A 20,601-nucleotide genomic window follows, 5' to 3' on the forward strand; every position below is an offset into this window, starting at 1 on the left:
GCCGCTCTTGCGGCACGACACGGCATTGACGGAACCCCGGGCGTGGCGGGGCAGGGCAGGGCCGGCGCGAATCGCTGCCCCTCATCATGTGCGCCGCCAACCCGTATGCTTGGCGTCTTTGCACGCGATTCAAGGAATGCCTCCCCATGCTCACCGGTGAACTGCGCAGCAGGATCGACGCCATCTGGAACGCCTTCTGGTCGGGTGGCATCGCCAACCCGATCGAAGTGATCGAGCAGATCACCTACCTGCTGTTCCTGCGTCGGCTGGATGACCTGCAACTGCTGGCCGAGAACAAGGCCAACCGGCTGAACCAGCCGATCGAACGGCGGATCTTTCCCGAGGGCAAGGACGGCCTCGGCAAGGGCGGCGGGCTCGCCTACGATGCGCTGCGCTGGTCGCGCTTCAAGAACGCGGCGCCGGCCGAGATGTACGCCGTGATCAGCGAGCACGTGTTCCCGTTCCTGCGCACCCTGGGCGGCGACGGCTCCACCTACGCGCACCACATGAAGGACGCGCGCTTCACCATTCCCACTCCGGCGCTGCTGGCCAAGGTGGTCGACCTGCTCGACCAGGTCCCGATGGAGGATCGCGACACCAAGGGCGACCTGTACGAATACATGCTCGGCAAGATCGCCAGCGCCGGCCAGAACGGCCAGTTCCGCACGCCGCGGCACATCATCCAGCTGATGGTGGCGATGACCGCACCGCAACCGGGCGACAGCATTTGCGATCCGGCCAGCGGCACCTGCGGTTTTCTCGTCGCCGCCGGCGAATACCTGCGCGAACAAAACCCCAACCTGCTGCACGACGCCAGACAGCGCGAACACTTCCATCGCCACGCCTTTCACGGCTTCGACTTCGACAACACCATGCTGCGCATCGGCAGCATGAACATGCTGCTGCACGGCGTGGAAAACCCGGACATCCGCTACCGCGACTCGCTGGCGCAGGAGAACGCCGCCGACGAGGAGGCCTACACCCTGGTGCTGGCCAACCCGCCGTTCGCCGGCAGCCTCGACTACGAGAACACCGCCAAGGACCTGCTCGACATCGTCAAGACCAAAAAGACCGAGCTGCTGTTCCTGGCGCTGTTCCTGCGCCTGCTGAAAACCGGTGGCCGCGCCGCGGTGATCGTGCCCGACGGCGTGCTGTTCGGCTCCAGCAAGGCGCACAAGGAACTGCGCCGGCGGCTGGTGGAAGAGCACAGGCTGGACGCGGTGATCTCGCTGCCCGGCGGCGTGTTCAAACCCTACGCCGGCGTCTCCACCGCAATCCTGCTGTTCACCAAGACCCACGCCGGCGGCACCGACCACGTGTGGTTCTACGACATGCAGGCCGATGGCTGGAGCCTGGACGACAAGCGCAACCCGCTGCTGGACGACGACAAGCTGGGCGTGTTTCCCGCCCTTGATCGTCATTCCCGTGGAAGCGGGCATCCAGTGCCGTTGACGCCTGACGACCACGCCAAAAACAATCTGCCCGACATCCTCGCCCGCTGGTCACACCGCGATACCAGTGAACGCCAGCGCCCGCGCACCGCGCAGAGCTTCTGCGTGCCAAAGGCCGATATCGCCGCGCAGGGCTACGATCTCAGCCTCAACCGCTACAAGGAAGTGGTGCAGAAGGAGGTTGCGCATCGTCCGCCGCAGGAAATCCTGGCCGAGCTGGCGACGCTGGAGGCGGAGATTGCACAGGGGATGAAGGAGTTGGAGGGGATGCTCAAGTGAGTGCGTGGAAGAGCGTACCGCTCCATGAAGTCGCCACCATTGAGCGCAACGCCGTGGCCGCGGCTGAAATCGAGAACGCAACGATATACGTCGGCCTGGAAAATATTGAGTCCGGAGGTAAGTTTGTCGGCGTGCGCGAAGTTGATGAAGGTGAGCTCGCCAGCAATAAGTTTGCTTTTACGGATCGCCACGTTCTCTACGGAAAGCTTCGACCGTACCTCGCCAAAATTGCACGGCCAAGTTTCGGCGGGATCTGCAGTACGGACATCCTACCCGTACTTGCGGGGGAGAAACTGGACCGGAATTACCTCGCACACTTCTTGTTGCAGCCAGCAATGGTTGCTTTTGCGAACTCTCGCGCTACTGGTGCGAATCTGCCGCGTCTGAGTCCGCGCGTTCTCGCCGAATTTCGGATCCCACTGCCATCTTTCCAGGAGCAGCGGCGAATTGCGGAAGTGCTGGATCGGGCGGAGGCGCTGCGCGCCAAGCGCCGCGCCGCACTCGCCCAACTCGACAGCCTCACCCAATCCATCTTCCTCGACATGTTCGGCGATCCGGCGATCAACCCGAAGCAGTTACCTCGAATGGATCTCGGGAATATTGTTGTTGATGGATTCCAGAACGGCCTCTACAAACATTCGAGCGAATACGGTTCAGGCACTCCGATTCTACGGATCGATGCCTTTTATGACGGCGTAGTGACCCGGCTGGACGCGCTCAAGCGTTTGAGAGTCTCGCCAGCCGAACTTGAAACTTACGGTCTGCGTGAGGGTGACGTCGTCATCAACCGCGTAAACAGCATGGAATACCTTGGCAAGAGCGCCATCATTCCGGCGTTACCTGAGCCGGTCGTGTTCGAGTCGAACATGATGCGATTCAGCGTCAACCACGAGATCGCGCTGTCATCGTATGTCGTCGCGTTCCTGCAAAGCGGCTTTATCAAAGGTCAGATAGGCGTCGCCGCCAAGCAGGCCGTAAATCAGGCCAGCATCAATCAGAAGGATGTGTCCGGCTTCCGGATCAATGTTCCACCACTCCCCCTCCAGCAAACCTTCGCCCGGCGCATCACCGCCATCGAAGCCCTCAAGACTACCCAACGCACCGCTCTCGCCGAACTCGACGCCCTGTTCACCAGCCTGCAGCACCGCGCGTTCCGCGGCGAACTCTGAGGTCGGTCAGCTGTTCCGGATTTTCGGTACTTGTGCGTGACTACCGTAACCATGGAACGCGAACCGGGTAATGGCGACGCGGGACACGGCGTCTGCGAGGCGCTGGCCGCCAGCCGTTTGTTGCAAATTGACAGCAACTGTTGACATTTGCATAAATAACGCAACATGCTGCGCCTCATGGTCAAGCCGCCCCTCAACCACGAGCAACAGGTGATGAAGCTGGCGCGCAAGCAGCCGCTGCTGCGCGCGCGCGATCTGGCCGCGCATGGGCTGTCGACGATGACGCTGAGCCGGCTGGTGGCGTCGGGCCAGCTGCAGCGGGTGGCGCGCGGCGTGTACAGCCTGCCGGAGCAGGCGATCAGCGCGCATCGTTCGCTGGCCGAGGTGGCTATCCGTGTACCGCAGGGCGTGGTGTGTCTGCTGTCGGCGCTGCGCTTCCATGAGATCGGCACCCAGGCACCGTTCGAGGTGTGGCTGGCGATTCCGCAGACCATGCCGTCACCACGTTTCAAGCAGCCGGCGCTGCGGGTGGTACGCATGTCCGGCGCCGCGCTTACCGAGGGTATCGAGCGGGTAGCGGTGGACGGCGTCAGCGTCCGTGTTTTCAGCCCGGCCAAGACCGTGGCGGACTGCTTCAAATACCGCAACAAGATTGGTCTGGACGTGGCACTGGAGGCGCTGGGCGAGGCCTGGCGCGCGCGCAAACTGACGATGGACGAGCTGTGGCGCTGCGCCACCATCGACCGGGTGCACAACGTGATGCGCCCGTATCTGGAGGCGCTGGGTGCGTGACGCTGGTTTCAGGGGGAACCACGCATGAGCCGAAACGTGGCGGCCTCCGTCCGTGCGCGGTTGAAGAACCGCACCGACGCCACTGATGGCGATTACAACCTGCTGCTGACGCGCTATGGGCTGGAGCGGCTGCTGTATCGGCTGTCGGTGTCGGCGCATGCACCGAACTTCCTGTTGAAGGGCGCACTGCTGTTTCTGCTGTGGCACGAGCTGCCGCATCGACCCACGCGTGATGCCGATTTGCTTGGTTTCGGTGCCGACGATGTCGACTCGGTCGTGACGGTGTTCCGCGACGTGTGCGCGGTGGCTTGCGCTGACGGCATGCTGTTCGATGCCGATTCGGTGCGCGGCGGCGTGATCCGCAAGCAGGTCGGTTACGGCGGTGTACGCATTGAGATGCAAGCGACGCTGGATGGTGCGGTGCTGGTCCTGCAGGTGGACGTGGGTTTTGGCGATGTCGTGACGCCGGCGGCGTTGGAGGTGACGTATCCGGTGTTGCTGGATGACATGCCCGCACCGCAGCTGCGCGCCTATCCGAAATACACCGTATGCGCCGAGAAGCTGCAGGCGTTGTGCCTGCTCGGCATGGCCAACACGCGGCTGAAAGACTACTTCGATCTGTGGCTGCTGCTGGGCGAAGGCACACTGGACGCAGGGCAACTGGCGCGCGCCATCGCTGCCACGTTCGCGCGCCGCGACACGGCGTTGCCGGTGGATTGGCCAGCGGGGCTGTCGGATCTTTTTGCGACCGATGCGGGCAAGCAGCGCCAATGGCAGGCGTTTCTGCGCAAGAATCGGCTGGACGCGCCCGCGCTGGCGGAGGTGATCGCGGAACTGCGGGCTGCGCTGGCGCAGCCGCTGGACATGGCAAGGGGACTGTCGGCGTGAGTCAATTCGTGTTTCTGACGACGGAATGGCCGCAGGTCGCTTCGGCCGCGATGCGCGCCGAGGCGTTGGCGTATCCCGATCCGCGCACCGCCTGCTTCTATGCGCGGCGAGCGCTGGAGCTGGCGGTGGCGTGGGCGTACAAGCACGACCCGGCGCTGAAGCTGCCCTATCAGGACAACCTCAGTGCGCTGTTGCATGAGCCGACTTTCAAGACCGCCGCCGGCGAGGCGGTATTCACCAAGGCGCGGCTGGTCGTGACGCTGGGCAACCAGGCGGTGCACAGCACGCGGCCGATCGCCGCCGCCGACGCGGTGACCGCGGTACGCGAGCTGTTTCATGTGACGTACTGGCTGGCGCGGACCTACGGTCGCAGCGGCCGGCCGGAGCCGGGCTTGCGTTTCAGCCCGGCGACTTTGCCGAAAACCACGCCGGTGCCGGCGCAGACGGTGGCGCAGCTGCAGACGCTGGAAACCCGACTGCACGAGCGCGACGAGAAGCTGTCGACGCTGCTGGCTGACCGCTCGGCGCTGGACGAGGAACTCACGCGCCTGCGCGCGCAGGTGGACGAAGCGCGCAAGGCGGCCGCGGCGCAGCCGGACACGCACGACTATGCCGAGGCCGAAACCCGCGATGCCTTCATCGACCTGCTGCTGCGCGAGGCGGGCTGGGCGCTGGATCAGCCGCGCGACCGCGAGTTCGAAGTGGCCGGCATGCCAAACGGGCAGGGCAAGGGCTTTGTCGACTACGTGCTGTGGGGCGACGATGGCCTGCCGCTGGCGGTGGTGGAAGCCAAACGCACCCGCCGCGATGCGCGGGTGGGCCAGCAGCAGGCGAAGCTGTATGCCGATTGCCTGGAGCAGCAGTTCGGCCAGCGCCCGCTGATCTTCTACAGCAACGGTTACCAGCACTGGCTGTGGGATGACCTGAACTATCCACCGCGGCAGGTGCAGGGTTTCTACACGCAGGCCGAGCTGGTACTGGCGATCCAGCGCCGTCGCACGCGGCAGCCATTGGCCACCGCCGAGGTCAACAGCCATATCGTCGAGCGTTACTACCAGACCCGTGCGATCCGCCGCATCGGCGAGGCGTTCGAGCGCGACCACGAGCGCAAGGCGCTGCTGGTGATGGCCACCGGCTCGGGCAAGACCCGCACGGTGATCGCCCTGGTGGATGTGCTGATGCGCTGCAACTGGGTCAAGCGGGCGCTGTTCCTGGCCGACCGGGTGGCGCTGGTGAACCAGGCCGCGGGGCAGTTCAGGAAGTTTCTGCCGGATGCCGCCGCGGTGAACCTGGTGACCGAGAAGGACACCGAGGGCCGCGTCTACGTGTCGACCTACCCGACCATGATGGGCTTGATCGACGAGCGCGACGACGGCCACAAGCGCTTCGGCCCGGGTCATTTCGACGTGATCGTCATCGACGAGGCGCACCGCTCGGTGTACCAGAAGTACGGCGCGATCTTCGAGTATTTCGACGCGTTGCTGGTGGGCCTGACCGCCACCCCGCGCGACGAGGTGAGCCGCGATACCTACCGGCTGTTCGATCTGGAAAACGGCGTGCCCACCGATGCCTATTCGCTGGAAGAGGCGGTGCGCGACGGCTTCCTGGTGCCGCCGGAGCCGGTGTCAGTGCCGTTGAAATACCAGCGCGAAGGCATCCGCTACGACGAGTTGAGCGAAAACGAGAAGGACCAGTGGGACGCGCTGGAGTGGGACGAGGAAGACGGCGATCCACCCGACAGCGTGAGCGCCGAGGCGATGAACCGCTGGCTGTTCAACAAGGACACGGTGGACAAGGTGCTGGCGCACCTGATGACGCGCGGGCTCAAGGTGGCCGGCGGCGACCGGCTGGGCAAGACGATCCTGTTCGCCAAGAACCAGAAGCATGCCGACTTCATCGCCGACCGCTTCAACGCCAACTATCCGCACTACAAGGGTGAGTTCGCTCGCGTCATCACCTTCAAGACCGAGTATGCGCAAAGCCTGATCGACGACTTCTCGAAGAAGGAGCGCGCGCCCCACCTGGCCATCTCGGTGGACATGCTCGACACCGGCATTGACGTGCCCGAGGTGGTGAACCTGGTGTTCTTCAAGCCGGTGCGCTCCAGGACCAAGTTCTGGCAGATGCTGGGGCGCGGCACCCGGCTGTGCCCGGACCTGTTCGCACCCGGGGAGGACAAGCGCTTTTTCTACGTGTTCGACTATTGCCAGAACCTGGAGTTCTTCAGTCAGGACCTGCCATCGACCGAGGGCAGCTTGGGCGAGAGCCTGGGCGCACGCCTGTTCAAGCGGCGGCTGGAGCTGATCGGGATGCTCGACGTTGCGCTGGCCGGCGGCGCCGCCGAACAACCGCCGTCCTATGCTTCGCCGTCGCTGCCCGAGCTGCGCCAGTCCCTGAGCGGCCTGCTGCATGCCGAGGTGGCGGCGATGAACCTGGACAACTTTGTGGTGCGGCCGCAACGGCGGCTGGTCGAGACCTATGCCAAGGCCGACGCCTGGCTGCGCCTGGACGCGGACGCCATCAGTGAGCTGGGCGCGCAGGTCGCTGGCCTGCCGTCGGCACAGGACAGTGAACCGGAGGAGGCGCGGCGCTTCGACCTGCTGCTGCTCAACCTGCAGCTGGTGTTGCTGCGCAAGGAGCCCGGCTTCGTGCGCATGCGCGATCAGGTTCGCACGATCGCCGGCCTGCTGGAGGAGAAGTCTGCCATCCCGATGGTGCGTGAGCAGCTGCAGCTGATCCATGACGTGCAGGACGAGAGCTGGTGGCAGGACGTGACCGTACCGATGCTGGAGGTGCTGCGCCTGCGTCTGCGCCTGCTGGTACGGCTTATCGACAAGCGCGAACGCAAGACGCTGTACACCGATTTCGAGGACGAACTGGGCGACGAGGCCGTGGTGGAGCTGCCGGGCGTGTTCACGGACGGCGACCTCACCCGCTTCCGGCTCAAGGCCCGGCACTTCCTGCGCGCGCACCAGGACCACCTGGCGATCCACAAGCTGCGCATGAACAAGGCGCTGACTGCCGCCGACCTCGTCGAACTGGAGCGCATGCTGGCTGCGAGCGGTGTCGGCAACGCCGCTGAGCTGAAACGGGCCGGGCAGGAGGCGCAGGGGCTGGGATTGTTCGTGCGGATGCTGGTGGGCATGGACCGCGAAGCGGCCAAGCAGGCGCTGGGCGGCTTCCTGGAGGGCAAGGCGCTCAATGCCAGCCAGATCGAGTTTCTCAACTTGATCGTCAATCACCTCACCGAGCACGGCGTGATGGAGGCGGCGCTGCTCTACGAGTCGCCGTTCATCGACATCGCGCCACAGGGACCGGACAAGCTGTTCACCTCGGCACAGGTGGACGAGCTGGTCGGTGTGCTTGCGCATATACGGTCGAACGCGATGGCCGCCTGAATGGCACCTCGTTCCAGGGGGCCGGGGCGGAACGGTGGCTCCGGGCGGGCGTAGATGAATCATTTCGTACATTTGGCGTGCGAATGGCTCGCAGTGAAGCGCTTCTGCAGCTAAAATGCCTAATTTCCAGCACGGCTGCTTTCCATGACCCCCCTGATTTTCGTCACTGGCGGTGTGGTGTCCTCGCTTGGCAAGGGCATTGCTGCGGCGTCGCTCGCTTCCATCCTCGAAGCACGCGGCCTTTCGGTCACCATGATGAAGCTCGATCCTTATATCAATGTGGATCCGGGCACGATGAGTCCGTTCCAGCACGGTGAGGTCTATGTCACCGACGATGGCGCCGAGACCGACCTCGACCTTGGCCACTACGAGCGCTTCCTGCGCACCCGCCTGACCGGCAAGAACTCGATCACCACCGGCAAGATCTACGAAAGCGTGATCCGCAAGGAGCGCCGCGGCGATTACCTGGGCGCCACGGTACAGGTGATTCCGCACATCACCGACGAAATCAAGCACTGCATCCACGAGGCCACCCGTGGCTTCGACGTGGCGCTGGTCGAGATCGGCGGCACCGTGGGCGACATCGAGTCGTTGCCGTTCCTGGAGGCGATCCGCCAGTTGCGCGTGGAGCAGGGCCCCGAGAAAGTGGTGTTCATGCATCTCACCCTGGTGCCGTTCATCAAGGCTGCCGGCGAGATCAAGACCAAGCCGACCCAGCATTCGGTGAAGGAGCTGCGCTCGATCGGTATCCAGCCCGACATCCTGCTGTGTCGCTGCGAGGAGGCCTTGCCCGAGGCCGAGCGCCGCAAGATCGCGCTGTTCACCAACGTGCCCGAAGCCGCCGTGATCAGTGCGCCGGATGTCGACGTGATCTACAAGATGCCGTTGTGGCTGCACAGCCAGGGCCTGGACGACATCGTGGTGAAGCGGCTCGGCCTGGATGCCGGCCCGGCGGACCTGTCGAGCTGGCAGCGCACGGTCGATGCCGTGGAACATCCGAAGGACGAGGTCACCGTGGCCATCGTCGGCAAGTACGTCGAGCACAAGGATGCCTACAAGTCGCTGGGCGAGGCGCTGCGGCATGGCGGCATCAAGCAGCAGACCCGGGTGAACCTGGACTGGATCGACTCCGAGCAGATCGAGGCCGAGGGCGCGGCCAGCGTACTGGGTCGGGCCGACGCGATCCTGGTGCCGGGTGGTTTCGGCAAGCGCGGTTTCGAAGGCAAGGTGCTGGCGGCGAAATACGCCCGTGAACATGGCGTGCCGTATTTCGGCATCTGTTACGGCATGCACGCGGCGGTGGTGGATTTCGCCCGCCATGTCGCTGGCCTGAGCGATGCCGATTCCAGCGAGAACGATCGCAACACGGCCAACCCGGTGATCGCGTTGATCACCGAGTGGACCACCGCCACCGGCGAAATCGAGCAGCGCAGCGACCGCTCCGACCTCGGCGGCACCATGCGCCTGGGCGCGCAGGAGTGCCGCCTGAAGGCCGGTACGCTGGCGCGCCAGATGTATGGCCAGGACGTGATACGCGAGCGCCATCGCCATCGCTACGAGTTCAACAATCGCTATCGCCAGTCGTTCGAGGACCTCGGGCTGGTGATCTCGGGCAAGTCGATGGACGACCTGCTGGTGGAGATCGTCGAGCTGCCGCCGCAGCAGCATCCGTGGTTCCTCGGCTGCCAGGCGCATCCGGAATTCACCTCGACCCCACGCGACGGCCATCCGCTGTTCAGTGGCTTCGTGCAAGCCGCGCGCGAGTTCAAGGCGGTGCAGGTGGGCGAAAAACTGGCGCAGGAGACAGCGGCATGAAGCTTTGCGGATTCGAGGTCGGCCTGGATCAGCGCTTGTTCCTGATTGCCGGCCCTTGCGTGGTCGAGTCCGAACAACTGCAACTGGATACCGCCGGCACGCTGAAGGAAATCACCGGCCGGCTGGGCATCCATTTCATCTTCAAGTCCAGCTTCGACAAGGCCAATCGTTCCTCGGGCGACAGCTTCCGTGGTCCCGGGCTGGAAGAGGGCCTACGCATCCTGGCCGAAGTGAAGCGCCAGATCGGCGTGCCGCTGCTCACCGACGTGCATGAATACACGCCGATGGATGAAGTGGCCTCGGTGGTCGACGTGCTGCAGACACCGGCCTTCCTGTGCCGGCAGACCGACTTCATCCAGAAGGTGGCGCGCGCCGGCAAGCCGGTGAACATCAAGAAGGGCCAGTTCCTGGCGCCGTGGGACATGAAGCACGTGGTGGCCAAGGCCAAGGCGGTCGGCAACGACGACATCATGGTGTGCGAGCGCGGCGCCAGTTTCGGCTACAACAATCTGGTCTCGGACATGCGCAGCCTGAGCGTGATGCGCGACACCGGCTGTCCGGTGGTGTTCGACGCCACCCATTCCGTGCAGTTGCCTGGCGGGCAGGGCAGTACGTCGGGTGGACAGCGCGAGTTCGTGCCGGTGCTTGCCCGGGCGGCGGTCGCGGTCGGCGTGGCCGGCTTGTTCGCCGAGACCCACCCCGATCCCAGCAAGGCGCTGTCCGATGGTCCGAACGCCTGGCCGCTGGACAAGATGGAAGCCCTGCTGGAAACCCTGCTGGAACTGGATGCGGTGACCAAGCGGCACCGCTTCCTGGAGCAGGATGTCTCCTGATATGCCAGGCGCAGCGATGCGCCCGTTTCAACTCTTTCACCATCAGCTTACGGAAGCCGCATGAGCACCCAGATCACCCGCATCCACGCCCGTGAAATCCTCGACTCGCGCGGCAACCCCACGCTGGAAGCCGAGGTCACCCTGGCCGACGGCGGCTTTGGCCGCGCCGCAGTGCCCAGTGGCGCGTCCACCGGTTCACGCGAAGCAGTCGAGTTGCGCGATGGCGACAAGTCGCGCTATGGCGGCAAGGGCGTGAAGAACGCGGTGGCCAACGTCAACGGCACGATCGCCGGGACGCTGCAGGGTTTCGATGCGGCCGACCAGAGCGGCCTGGACGCGAAGTTGATCGCACTGGATGGCACGCCGAACAAGGGCCGGCTGGGCGCGAACGCGCTGCTCGGCGTATCGATGGCGGCGGCCCATGCGGTGGCTGCCTCGCGTGGCGTACCGTTGTGGCAGTACTTGTCGCACGGCAAGCCCGGCAGCCTGCCGGTGCCGATGATGAACATCATCAACGGCGGCGAGCATGCGGACAACAACATCGACGTGCAGGAATTCATGGTGCTGCCGGTCGGCCTGCCCACCTTCGCCGAGGCGTTGCGCGCTGGCGCCGAGATCTTCCATGCCTTGAAGAGCGTGTTGAAGGGCCGTGGCCTCAGCACGGCAGTCGGTGACGAGGGCGGCTTCGCGCCGAACCTGCGCTCGAATATCGAAGCGCTCGACACCATCCTCGAAGCGATCCACCAGACCGGCTACAAGGTCGGCGGCGAGATCCTGCTCGGCCTGGACGCGGCCAGCTCGGAGTTCTACAAGAACGGCAAGTACGACCTGGCCGGTGAAGGCAAGCAATACAGTTCGGCGCAGTTCGTCGACCTGCTGGCCGGCTGGGCCAGGCAGTATCCGATCATCACCATCGAGGACGGCATGGCCGAGGGCGACTGGGATGGCTGGAAGCTGCTCACCGACGCGATCGGAGAGCGCGTGCAAGTGGTCGGCGACGACCTGTTCGTCACCAACCCCGCGATCTTCAAGGAAGGCATCGACAAGAAGATCGCCAATGCCATCCTGATCAAGGTGAACCAGATTGGCACGCTGTCCGAGACGCTGGAAGCGATCGCGATGGCCGACGCGGCAAAGTACGCGGCAGTGATCTCGCATCGCTCCGGCGAGACCGAGGACACCACCATCGCCGACATCGCGGTGGCCACCACGGCCACCCAGATCAAGACCGGCTCGCTGTGCCGCAGCGACCGCGTGGCGAAGTACAACCAGCTGCTGCGCATCGAGGAACAACTGGGCAGCGCCGCGCGTTATGCCGGCCGCGACGCGTTCCCCAACCTCAGCCGTCTGCCCGGCTGAGCGGGTCGCCTGCTGCCATGCTGCGCTGGGTCGCACTCATCCTGATCCTGCTGCTGATCGGCCTGCAGCTGAAGCTGTGGACCGGCAACGGCAGCATGCGCGAGGTGGACACCTTGCGTGTGGCGGTGAAGAAGCAGGCGGACGACAATGCCCGGCTGCTGCGGCGCAATCAGGCCGTCGGCGCCGACGTGCTCGACCTCAAGCAGGGCGACCAGGCGATCGAGGCGCGGGCGCGCACCGAGCTGGGCCTGATCAAGCCCGGCGAGACCTTTTACCAGGTGGTCGAGCCGCCCGCCGGTGCAGGCAGCAGCGCGCTACCACCCGCTGCGCCACCTGCCGGATCGCCGTGAGCGCGGCGGTGTTGTGGTGCGTCGTGCCGGCCGCGGGTCGCGGCACCCGGGTCGGTGGCGACTGTCCCAAGCAGTATCTGTCGCTGGCCGGTCGCCCGCTGATCACGCACACGCTGGAACGGCTGGCGGCGCATCCGCGGATCGCCGGACTGCTGGTGACGCTGGCCGCGGCAGATGCCCATTGGCCTGGCATCGACACCCTGCATGGCAAGCCGGTACTCACCGCGGTGGGTGGAGCGCAGCGCAGCGATTCGGTGCTGGCCGGACTGGATGCCCTGCCGACCTCGGTTGCGCCGGGTGATTTCGTGCTGGTGCACGACGCCGCGCGACCGTGCGTGCGCAGGGCCGACATCGAGCGGCTGATCGCGCAGGCCGGCGCGAGCGATGGTGGCCTGCTCGGCGCGCCGCTGCGCGATACGTTGAAGCGCGCCAATGCCGCGGGCCACAGCGAGCTGACCGAGGCACGCGACCTGCGCTGGCGCGCCTTCACGCCACAGATGTTCCGGCGTGCTCAACTGTCGGCAGCACTGCGTGACGCGGCACGGCGCGGCGTGAATGTCAGCGACGAGGCGATGGCGATGGAACAGGCAGGTTTCGCGCCGCTGCTGGTCGAAGGCGCCGAGGACAACATCAAGGTGACCACGGTGGCGGATTTCGCGCTGGCCGAGTTCCTTCTTTCAAGGACTGCATGATGCGCGTGGGTACCGGTTTCGATGTGCATGCATTCGGCGAGGGCGACCATGTCGTCTTGGGCGGCGTGCGGGTGCCGCATGCGCACGGCGTGGTCGCGCATTCCGACGGTGACGTGGTGATCCATGCGCTGTGCGATGCGATTTTCGGCGCGTTGGCGCTGGGCGACATCGGTCGGCATTTTCCACCCACCGACGAGCGCTGGCGCGATGCCGACAGCCGCCAGTTCCTGCGCCATGCAGCGAGGCTGATGGCTGAGCACGGCTACCGCCTGGGCAATGCCGACGTCACCGTGATCGGCGAGGCACCCAAGGTGACTCCGCACGCGCAGGCGATGCGCGAAAACCTGGCGGCCGACCTCGACAGCGAGGTCGATCGTGTCAGCGTGAAGGCGACCACCACCGAAAAGCTCGGCTTTTGCGGTCGCGGCGAAGGGATCGCGGCCCAGGCCTGCGTTCTGCTGGAGCGCGTGTGAGCGAAGTCGAAGCCCGCAGCGCAGTCGGCCGGCTGCACGATCAGCTGGAGGCCATGGTTGGCGTGCTTGGTCGGCGCGATGACGATGCCCCGCTGAGCGCCGGGCAGCAGTTCGAGCTGCGTCAGCAACTCGACCAGCTGCATCCGGCCGATATTGCCTTCATCCTCGAATCGCTGCCGCTGGACGACCGCCTGGCGGTCTGGCAGCTGGTCAAGGCCGATCGCGACGGCGATATCCTGCTGGAAGTGTCCGACGCGGTGCGCGAAACGCTGATCGCGGACATGGACCGGCACGAGATTCTCGCCGCCGCCGGGACGCTGGACGCCGACGAACTGGCCGACCTGGTCGAGGACCTGCCCACCGCGATGCTGCCGGAGCTGATGGCGGGCCTCGATGCGCAACAGCGCGAGCAGGTGCAGTCGGCGTTGTCATGGGGGGATGACCAGCTCGGCGCGCTGATGGACTTCGAGATGGTCACCATCCGCGAGGACGTGAGCCTGGAAGTCGTGCTGCGCTATCTGCGTCGCTGGGACGAGTTGCCGGCGCAGACCGACAAGCTGTTCGTGATCAATCAGGACAACCTGCTGACCGGCGTGTTGCCGCTGCACTGGCTGCTGGTGAATTCGCCGGACAAGATGGTCAGCGAGGTGATGGCGCCGGACGTCAACACTTTTCACCCGGCGGACGATGCCTATGACGTGGCGCAGGCCTTCGAGCGCTACGACCTGGTGACCGCGCCGGTGGTGGACGATCGCGGCCACCTGATCGGCCGCATCACCATCGACGCGATGGTCGACGTGATCCGCGAGGAAGGCGAGAGCGAGGCGCTCAGCCGCGGCGGCCTGCGCGAAGAGGAAGACATCTTCGCTTCGGTGTGGGCCTCGCTGAAAAATCGCTGGTCGTGGCTGGCGATCAACCTGGTCACCGCATTCATCGCCTCGCGGGTGATCGGCCTGTTCGAAGGCTCGATCGAACGGCTGGTGGCGCTGGCGGCGTTGATGCCGATCGTTGCCGGCATCGGTGGCAATTCGGGCAACCAGACCATCACCATGATCGTGCGCGCGCTGGCGCTGAACCAGATCACTGCCGAGAGCGCGAAGCGACTGTGGCGCAAGGAGCTGACCGTGTCGCTGGTCAATGGCCTGGTCTGGGGCAGCGTGATCGGCATCGTCGCCTGGCTGCTGTACGACAGTGTGTCGCTGGGCCTGGTGATGACCGCGGCGATGACCTTGAATCTGCTGCTGGCGGCGTTCGCCGGGGTCGGCATCCCGGTGCTGATGACCCGCTTCGGGCGCGATCCGGCGCTGGGTTCCAGCGTACTGATCACCGCGATGACCGACAGCGGCGGTTTCTTCATCTTCCTCGGGCTGGCCACGATCTTTCTGGTCTAGCCCGGGCCGGGCGCGGAAGCCTGGCCGCAGGTTCGTTTCGACTCATCGTTCAAGAGCATCCCATGTCCGAACTTCCCCATGCCTTCGGCAATCCTCCGTTGAGCGGACGCCTGCGCGTCAGTGCCGAAGACTTCCAGGTCGAGGAAGTACTCGGCTATGACGCCGACGGTGCCGGTGAGCACGCCTTGTTGTGGGTGGAGAAGCGCGGGGCGAACACCGACTGGGTGGCGCGCGAACTGGCAAAGTTCGCCGGCGTCGCGCAGATGGCGGTCGGTTACGCCGGCATGAAGGATCGCCACGCGGTAACCCGCCAGGCGTTCTCGGTGCAACTGGCCGGCAAACCCGATCCCGACTGGTCGGCGTTTCCGCACGCCGAGGTGAAAGTGCTGGCGGCGACCCGGCATTCGCGCAAGCTCAAGCGTGGTGCCTTGCGCGGCAATCGCTTCGTGCTGGTCTTGCGTGAGGTGGCGGGCGATCGCCGGGCCGCCGAGCAGGTGCTCGCACAAATCGCCTTGCGCGGCGTGCCGAATTATTTCGGTGAGCAGCGCTTTGGCCGCGAAGGCGGCAATGTGGCCCAGGCGCGCGCGATGTTCGGTGGACGGCGCGTGGAGCGCGACAAGCGTTCGATGCTGTTGTCCGCGGTGCGCTCGCAGATCTTCAACAACGTGCTGGCGGCGCGGGTCGAACGCGGCGCCTGGGATACGCCCATGCCGGGCGAGATCTGGTCGCTGGCGGGCTCGCGCTCGTGGTTCGGGCCGGAGCCATTCAGCGATGCGCTGGGCGAGCGGCTGGCCCGGGCGGATATCCATCCGTCCGGCCCGCTATGGGGGCAGGGCGAGCCGCCGACCGTGGATGAGGCCGGCATGCTGGAACGGGAAATCGCCGCGCAGGACAGCGATCTGGTGGCCGGACTGGCCGCAGCGCGGATGGACCAGGAACGCCGGCCGCTGCGCCTGCTGCCGAAGGACTTGCGCTGGCGCTGGCTTGCCGACGAGGCGCTGGAGCTGTCGTTCGAACTGCCCGCCGGCGCGTATGCCACCGTCGTGGTGCGCGAGTTGGCCTCGATCCTGTAGGAGCGCACCGAAGTCAGCCCTTCAGCAGCACGACCACGGCACCCGTGCCGCCCATCGCCGGCCGGGCAGAGGCGAACGCGACCACATCGTCGCGCCGGCGCAACATGCGGTCAGTGAGTCCTTTCAGCACCGGTCCGTCTGCTTTCGAACGCAACCCCTTGCCGTGCACGATGCGCACGCAGCGCACACCGTGCTGTCTTGCTTCGGCGAGGAAGTCGATGATGCTGGCCTGCGCCGCGGCCGCGTTCATCTGGTGCAGGTCGAGGTCGTCCTGCACGCTGAATTGGCCACGCTTCAGCTGGCGCAGCAACTTCGGCGGATAGCCGTCGCGCAGATAGCTCAGCTCTTCGCCGACTTCAAGCACCGCCGGGTCGAAACCCATGTCCAGCAATTCGCCCGGCACCGCGGCCTCGTCGGCCTCCAGCATGCGCGGATGCGGCATGGGTCGGGTGACTGGTGGCGGCGCCGCAACGGGATCGAGTCGGCGCACCTCCCCGATCGCCTCGCGAAACAGCCGGCTGTCGTTGTCGTTGATCGGAAGGGAAGGGCGGCGCTTCATGGGTTCATGCTAACCAATGCGGCACGGCCGGGCGAATGGCTTTCATGGCGAAGGTCGGCGTGAAACCGGCTGCGCGCTCGGGTAGACTTCGGGACTTGAGTGGTGCGCTGTTGCGGGTTGGCGTGCGCGCCTGCACACAGTTTTCCACGGAGCATCATGCGAGTTCTGGTCAGCAACGATGATGGCGTGGATGCCCTTGGCATCCGCGTGCTTGCCGAGCGTCTCGGCGAAGTGGCGAAAGTGACGGTGGTGGCGCCCGACCGCGATCGCTCCGGCGCCAGCAATTCGCTCACGCTCGACGCGCCGCTGCGCGTATTGCCGATGGGCAATGGCTACTACCGGGTGGCCGGCACGCCTACCGATTGCGTGCATCTGGCCCTGGCCGGGCTGCTTGATGAAGAACCCGACATGGTCGTGTCGGGCATCAACAATTCCGCCAACCTCGGCGACGACGTCATCTATTCGGGTACGGTCTCGGCGGCGATGGAAGGGCGTTTTCTGGGCCTGCCGGCGATCGCCGTGTCGCTGGTCAGTCACGACCACAAGGGCGTGCACTACGATTCCGCCGCCAAGGCCGTGTTGCTGCTGATGCAGCGGCTGCTGGTCGATGCGCTGCCGGCCGACACCATCCTCAACGTCAACGTGCCCGACCGCCCCTGGGCCGAGATCCGGGGCTTCGAGGTCACCCGGCTGGGCCGGCGCCATCGCGCCGCGCCCTGCATCGCGCAGACCGATCCGCGCGGACGCCCGATCTGGTGGATCGGGCCGGCCGGCGAGGCGGACGATGCCGGCCCTGGTACCGACTTCAACGCGGTGCGCCGTGGGTTTGTCTCGGTCACGCCGATCCATGTCGACCTGACCCGTTTCCAGGCGCTGGAAAAAGTCAGCAGCTGGATGCAGCCCTTGAGCGACGAGATGGCCAGCGGCCGCGACAACGCCAGCGAGGTGGCCTGAGCCATGACGCTCTATCCACTGCCGGCGGCGGAACTGAAAGGCGAGGGCATGACCTCGCAGCGCGCACGCGACCGGCTGGCCGCGCTGCTGAAGGACAGCGGTATCCGCGATGCGCGGGTGATCGAAGTGATCCGCAACCTGCCGCGCCATCACTTCATCGACCAGGCGCTGCATTCGCGCGCCTACGAAAACGACGCGCTGCCGATCGGTCACGGCCAGACCATCTCGCAGCCCTGGGTGGTGGCGCGCATGACCGAGGCCCTGCTCGAGCATTTCGATGCCAGGCAGGGCATGCCGCAGAAGGTGCTGGAGATCGGCACCGGTTCCGGCTACCAGGCGGCGGTGCTGGCGGCGCTGGTGCCGCAGCTGTTCACGGTGGAACGGATCGAGGCTTTGCTGCGCCAGGCGCGCCGGCGTTTCCGCCAGCTGGGCCTGACCAATGTGCGTTCGCGCCACGACGACGGCAAGCTCGGCTGGCCGGACGAGGAGCCGTTCGACGCGATCATCCTCACCGCCGCCGGCGACACCATTCCCAGCCGCATCCTCGATCAGCTGAGCCCCTCCGGCGTGCTGGTGGCGCCGGTCGGCTCGCCCAGCCGGCAGACCCTGATCCGCATGCGCGGTGACGGCCAGGGTGACTTCATCCAGGAGGAGCTGGGTCCGGTCAGCTTTGTGCCCCTGCTTGGCGGCATCGGCTGATGCGCCTGTTTGCCGGACTGTATGCCCGCGCACTGACCTGGGCGCGCGAGCCACGGGCGCTGTATTACCTGTCCGGTCTCAGTTTCGTCGAAGCCTTCATTTTCCCGATTCCGCCGGAAGTGATGCTGGCGCCGATGATGCTGGGCAAGCGGCACAAGGCGTTCTTCTACGCCAACGTCAGCCTGCTGTCATCGTTGCTGGGCGCGCTGGTTGGCTACGTGCTGGGCCACTGGGCGTTTCATGCGTTGCGGCCGGTGCTCGATGCGCTGCATCTGCTGGCGCCGATCGAGCAGGGCGTTGCCGTATTGAGCAAGCAGATGGTGGAACACCACTGGGGCATGTTCGGCGTGTTGATCCTGGCCGCCTTGCAGCCGGTGGTGCCGATGAAATTCGTCACCTGGGCCTGCGGCATCATCGGCGTGCCGATCCTGCCGTTCCTGGCCTGCATCGGGCTCGGCCGCGGCAAGCGGGTCTGGCTGCTGGCCCTGCTGATCCGGCTGTTCGGCGAGCGGGCCGAGCGGATCCTGCACAAATATGTCGAGTGGATCGGCTGGACGGCCCTGCTGGCGCTGGGCTTGCTGCTGGCGTGGTGGTTCGTGCTGCGTTGAGTGATGGGCCCGTGAGCTGGCGTCGTCGCATGAAAAAGACCTCACGCCTCGGTATGCTGGTGCCCATGGATCGATATCTTCAATGGCCGGCCTTGCTGGTTGCAGCCTCCCTGTTGTCCGCCTGCGGCACCATGCGCAGCTCGGTGGTGGTGGAACCGGCGCCTGGCAGCCAATACCGGAACCCGCCCGTCACCACGGCGTCTCCCGCGGCCCGCACGCCGATACCGGGTGGCAGTTATGAGGTATCACACGGTGACACGCTCTACTCGATTGCCTTCCGCAATGGCGTGGATTTCCGCGACCTGGCCCAATGGAACTCGATTGCGGCGCCGTACACGATCTGGCCGGGACAACGACTGAGCCTGTCGCCACCGCGCACGCACGCTGCGGCGCCTTCGTCCGTACCACGTCGCACGACCGCGGGAAGCACGACAGCGGTGGCCGCGGCACCGGTCTTCGAACCCTTGCCGACGACCGCGCCCGCCACCCCGGCGGCGGGATCGGCGCCGGTAACGCCCCATGTCACGGCCGCTGCGGCGCCCGTGCCAGCACCCGTGCCGACGAGACCTGTCACGCCAGCGGTGGCGGCCACGGCACCGGGCGTGGTGCCGGTGGCCGGCGTGCCGGCGGCGCCACCCGCGGCCATGCCGCCGCCGGCGCCGCCTGCCGCGGGAGTTTCACGGGTGGTCAGTGGCGTGCAATGGCACTGGCCCGCCGACGGCACCCTGGTGGGGCGTTTCAGCAGCGGTGATGCGATTCCCGGCGTCGAGATCGCCGGCAAGTCGGGCGACCCCGTGCGCGCGGCTGCCGATGGCGTGGTGGTCTACAGCGGCAACGGCCTGGTCGGCTACGGCGAGCTGGTGATCATCAAGCACAGCGACAGTTTCCTGTCGGCCTACGGCCACAATCGCAAGCGCCTGGTCAAGGAAGGACAGCGGGTGAGCCGGGGGCAGCAGATCGCCGAGATGGGTTCGACCGGAACCACGCGCAACGAACTGGAGTTCCAGATCCGCAAGGATGGCAACCCGGTGGATCCGTTGGGCTATCTGCCGCCGCGTTGAAGTGTTCGGTGGCGATGAAGATCACCGCGGTCGCCGGCTGGCGACCAGGTTGACTCAGCCTGGCGGCAGGATGAACGCCGCGATCACCCGTCGGCCTTCGCCGGCCAGCAGGTTGTAGGTGCGCGCCGCGGCGGCGTTGTCCATCACTTCGATGCCGATGTTCTTGCGCAGGAAACCGGCCATGAACTCGGCGGCCGGGAAACTCTGGCGGCTGCCGGTGCCCAGCACCACCAGCTCCGGCTGCAGTGCCAGCAGCTGCTGCACATGGCTGGCATCGAGCATGTCCGCGGCCGTGACCGGCCAGTTCTCGACCGCCTTGTCGGGCGCCAGCAGGAAGCTGGAAGTGAGCTCGCGATCGATCAGGGTGACGCCCTGCGCGCCCACGCGGCGCACATACAGATAACCCTCGGGACGTTCCAGCGACAGATCCATCAGCGTGGCAAGGCGATCTTCGGCTCGTCGACGTTGCGGCGGAACAGCACGACGACATGGCCGATCTGGTGGACTTGTTCGGCCCCGGTGCCGCCGGTCAGCACGTCGATCTGGGCCTGCCGCTCGTCCTTGTCGCCGCCGGACAGCTTCACCTTGACCAGTTCGTGGATAGCCAGCGCCTGGTTCAATTCCTTCACCACCGCCTCGGTGGCGCCCTTGTTGCCCAGCAGGACGACCGCGCTCAGGTCATGGGCGAGGCTGCGCAGGTAACGGATCTGCGAGGAGGAAAGGGCCATGCGGTGGGGCTCGATTCACGGTTGATGAA

Annotated in this window: 20 protein-coding genes; 17 read left to right on the forward strand and 3 right to left on the reverse strand. The window is 65.8% G+C overall.

Going from position 1 to position 20,601, the window contains the following annotated elements; translation table 11 throughout:
- Nucleotides 1-146: 146 nt before the first annotated feature.
- The 13 genes from ACQGNJ_RS13820 (at nucleotide 147) to truD (ending at nucleotide 15,963) form a co-directional block, all read left to right on the forward strand.
- Nucleotides 147-1,730 (forward strand): class I SAM-dependent DNA methyltransferase, encoded by a 1,584-nt coding sequence (locus ACQGNJ_RS13820; RefSeq protein ID WP_426689829.1) that lies wholly within the window; start codon nucleotides 147-149, stop codon nucleotides 1,728-1,730.
- Entirely contained in the window at nucleotides 1,727-2,899 is a 1,173-nt protein-coding gene (locus tag ACQGNJ_RS13825) for a restriction endonuclease subunit S (RefSeq protein ID WP_426689830.1), read from the forward strand. The genes ACQGNJ_RS13820 and ACQGNJ_RS13825 overlap by 4 nt, the downstream gene beginning before the upstream one ends.
- 177 nt (nucleotides 2,900-3,076) lie before the next feature.
- A complete protein-coding gene (locus ACQGNJ_RS13830) occupies nucleotides 3,077-3,691 on the forward strand; it encodes a type IV toxin-antitoxin system AbiEi family antitoxin domain-containing protein (protein ID WP_426689831.1) in 615 nt (204 codons plus the stop codon).
- 24 nt (nucleotides 3,692-3,715) lie between these two features.
- Nucleotides 3,716-4,579, forward strand: a complete 864-nt coding sequence (locus tag ACQGNJ_RS13835; protein WP_426689832.1) for a nucleotidyl transferase AbiEii/AbiGii toxin family protein — start codon at nucleotides 3,716-3,718, stop codon at nucleotides 4,577-4,579.
- Nucleotides 4,576-7,977 (forward strand): DEAD/DEAH box helicase family protein, encoded by a 3,402-nt coding sequence (locus tag ACQGNJ_RS13840; protein WP_426689833.1) that lies wholly within the window; start codon nucleotides 4,576-4,578, stop codon nucleotides 7,975-7,977. The genes ACQGNJ_RS13835 and ACQGNJ_RS13840 overlap by 4 nt, the downstream gene beginning before the upstream one ends.
- A 144-nt stretch (nucleotides 7,978-8,121) precedes the next feature.
- Complete coding sequence (locus ACQGNJ_RS13845; RefSeq protein WP_426689834.1) at nucleotides 8,122-9,792, forward strand: CTP synthase; 1,671 nt, start codon at nucleotides 8,122-8,124, stop codon at nucleotides 9,790-9,792.
- Nucleotides 9,789-10,625 (forward strand): 3-deoxy-8-phosphooctulonate synthase, encoded by an 837-nt coding sequence (gene kdsA / locus ACQGNJ_RS13850; RefSeq protein ID WP_426689835.1) that lies wholly within the window; start codon nucleotides 9,789-9,791, stop codon nucleotides 10,623-10,625. Before ACQGNJ_RS13845 ends, kdsA begins: the two co-directional genes overlap by 4 nt.
- A 60-nt stretch (nucleotides 10,626-10,685) precedes the next feature.
- Nucleotides 10,686-11,984: a phosphopyruvate hydratase gene (gene eno / locus ACQGNJ_RS13855; protein ID WP_426689836.1), complete on the forward strand. Its 1,299-nt coding sequence runs from the start codon at nucleotides 10,686-10,688 to the stop codon at nucleotides 11,982-11,984.
- Nucleotides 11,985-12,001: 17 nt separating this feature from the next.
- A complete protein-coding gene (gene ftsB, locus ACQGNJ_RS13860) occupies nucleotides 12,002-12,334 on the forward strand; it encodes a cell division protein FtsB (protein WP_426689837.1) in 333 nt (110 codons plus the stop codon).
- Nucleotides 12,331-13,026: a 2-C-methyl-D-erythritol 4-phosphate cytidylyltransferase gene (gene ispD, locus ACQGNJ_RS13865; RefSeq protein ID WP_426689838.1), complete on the forward strand. Its 696-nt coding sequence runs from the start codon at nucleotides 12,331-12,333 to the stop codon at nucleotides 13,024-13,026. Before ftsB ends, ispD begins: the two co-directional genes overlap by 4 nt.
- Nucleotides 13,026-13,499 carry a 2-C-methyl-D-erythritol 2,4-cyclodiphosphate synthase gene (gene ispF / locus ACQGNJ_RS13870; RefSeq protein WP_426689839.1) on the forward strand — a complete coding sequence of 158 codons (474 nt, stop codon included), beginning with the start codon at nucleotides 13,026-13,028 and terminating at the stop codon, nucleotides 13,497-13,499. Before ispD ends, ispF begins: the two co-directional genes overlap by 1 nt.
- Nucleotides 13,496-14,890 (forward strand): magnesium transporter, encoded by a 1,395-nt coding sequence (gene mgtE / locus ACQGNJ_RS13875; protein ID WP_426689840.1) that lies wholly within the window; start codon nucleotides 13,496-13,498, stop codon nucleotides 14,888-14,890. The genes ispF and mgtE overlap by 4 nt, the downstream gene beginning before the upstream one ends.
- 62 nt (nucleotides 14,891-14,952) lie before the next feature.
- Nucleotides 14,953-15,963, forward strand: coding sequence for a tRNA pseudouridine(13) synthase TruD (gene truD / locus ACQGNJ_RS13880; RefSeq protein WP_426689841.1), 1,011 nt, complete (start codon nucleotides 14,953-14,955; stop codon nucleotides 15,961-15,963).
- Nucleotides 15,964-15,976: 13 nt separating this feature from the next.
- Here the strand turns inward: truD and ACQGNJ_RS13885 are convergent, their stop codons facing one another.
- Nucleotides 15,977-16,522 carry a Smr/MutS family protein gene (locus tag ACQGNJ_RS13885; protein ID WP_426689842.1) on the reverse strand — a complete coding sequence of 182 codons (546 nt, stop codon included), beginning with the start codon at nucleotides 16,520-16,522 and terminating at the stop codon, nucleotides 15,977-15,979.
- Between the two features lie 156 nt (nucleotides 16,523-16,678).
- Here ACQGNJ_RS13885 and surE point away from each other — a divergent pair, with 156 nt between their 5' ends.
- Genes surE through ACQGNJ_RS13905 form a run of 4 tightly spaced genes read left to right on the forward strand, consistent with a single transcriptional unit; the run spans nucleotide 16,679 to nucleotide 19,844 of the window.
- Complete coding sequence (surE, locus tag ACQGNJ_RS13890) at nucleotides 16,679-17,476, forward strand: 5'/3'-nucleotidase SurE (RefSeq protein ID WP_426689843.1); 798 nt, start codon at nucleotides 16,679-16,681, stop codon at nucleotides 17,474-17,476.
- A gap of 3 nt (nucleotides 17,477-17,479) precedes the next feature.
- The gene (locus tag ACQGNJ_RS13895; protein ID WP_426689844.1) at nucleotides 17,480-18,175 is read left to right on the forward strand and encodes a protein-L-isoaspartate(D-aspartate) O-methyltransferase; all 696 of its coding nucleotides are present in this window, start codon (nucleotides 17,480-17,482) and stop codon (nucleotides 18,173-18,175) included.
- The gene (locus ACQGNJ_RS13900) at nucleotides 18,175-18,783 is read left to right on the forward strand and encodes a YqaA family protein (protein WP_426689845.1); all 609 of its coding nucleotides are present in this window, start codon (nucleotides 18,175-18,177) and stop codon (nucleotides 18,781-18,783) included. Before ACQGNJ_RS13895 ends, ACQGNJ_RS13900 begins: the two co-directional genes overlap by 1 nt.
- A 53-nt stretch (nucleotides 18,784-18,836) precedes the next feature.
- Entirely contained in the window at nucleotides 18,837-19,844 is a 1,008-nt protein-coding gene (locus ACQGNJ_RS13905) for a peptidoglycan DD-metalloendopeptidase family protein (RefSeq protein WP_426690060.1), read from the forward strand.
- Between the two features lie 54 nt (nucleotides 19,845-19,898).
- Here ACQGNJ_RS13905 and ACQGNJ_RS13910 read toward each other — a convergent pair whose 3' ends face one another.
- Together ACQGNJ_RS13910 and ACQGNJ_RS13915 are read right to left on the reverse strand one after the other, a co-directional pair.
- Nucleotides 19,899-20,276 carry an Mth938-like domain-containing protein gene (locus ACQGNJ_RS13910; protein ID WP_426689846.1) on the reverse strand — a complete coding sequence of 126 codons (378 nt, stop codon included), beginning with the start codon at nucleotides 20,274-20,276 and terminating at the stop codon, nucleotides 19,899-19,901.
- Entirely contained in the window at nucleotides 20,276-20,572 is a 297-nt protein-coding gene (locus ACQGNJ_RS13915) for a YhbY family RNA-binding protein (RefSeq protein ID WP_426689847.1), read from the reverse strand. Before ACQGNJ_RS13915 ends, ACQGNJ_RS13910 begins: the two co-directional genes overlap by 1 nt.
- Nucleotides 20,573-20,601 lie beyond the last annotated feature (29 nt).

The organism is Rhodanobacter ginsengiterrae (assembly GCF_050026815.1).
Taxonomy (GTDB): domain Bacteria; phylum Pseudomonadota; class Gammaproteobacteria; order Xanthomonadales; family Rhodanobacteraceae; genus Rhodanobacter; species Rhodanobacter ginsengiterrae.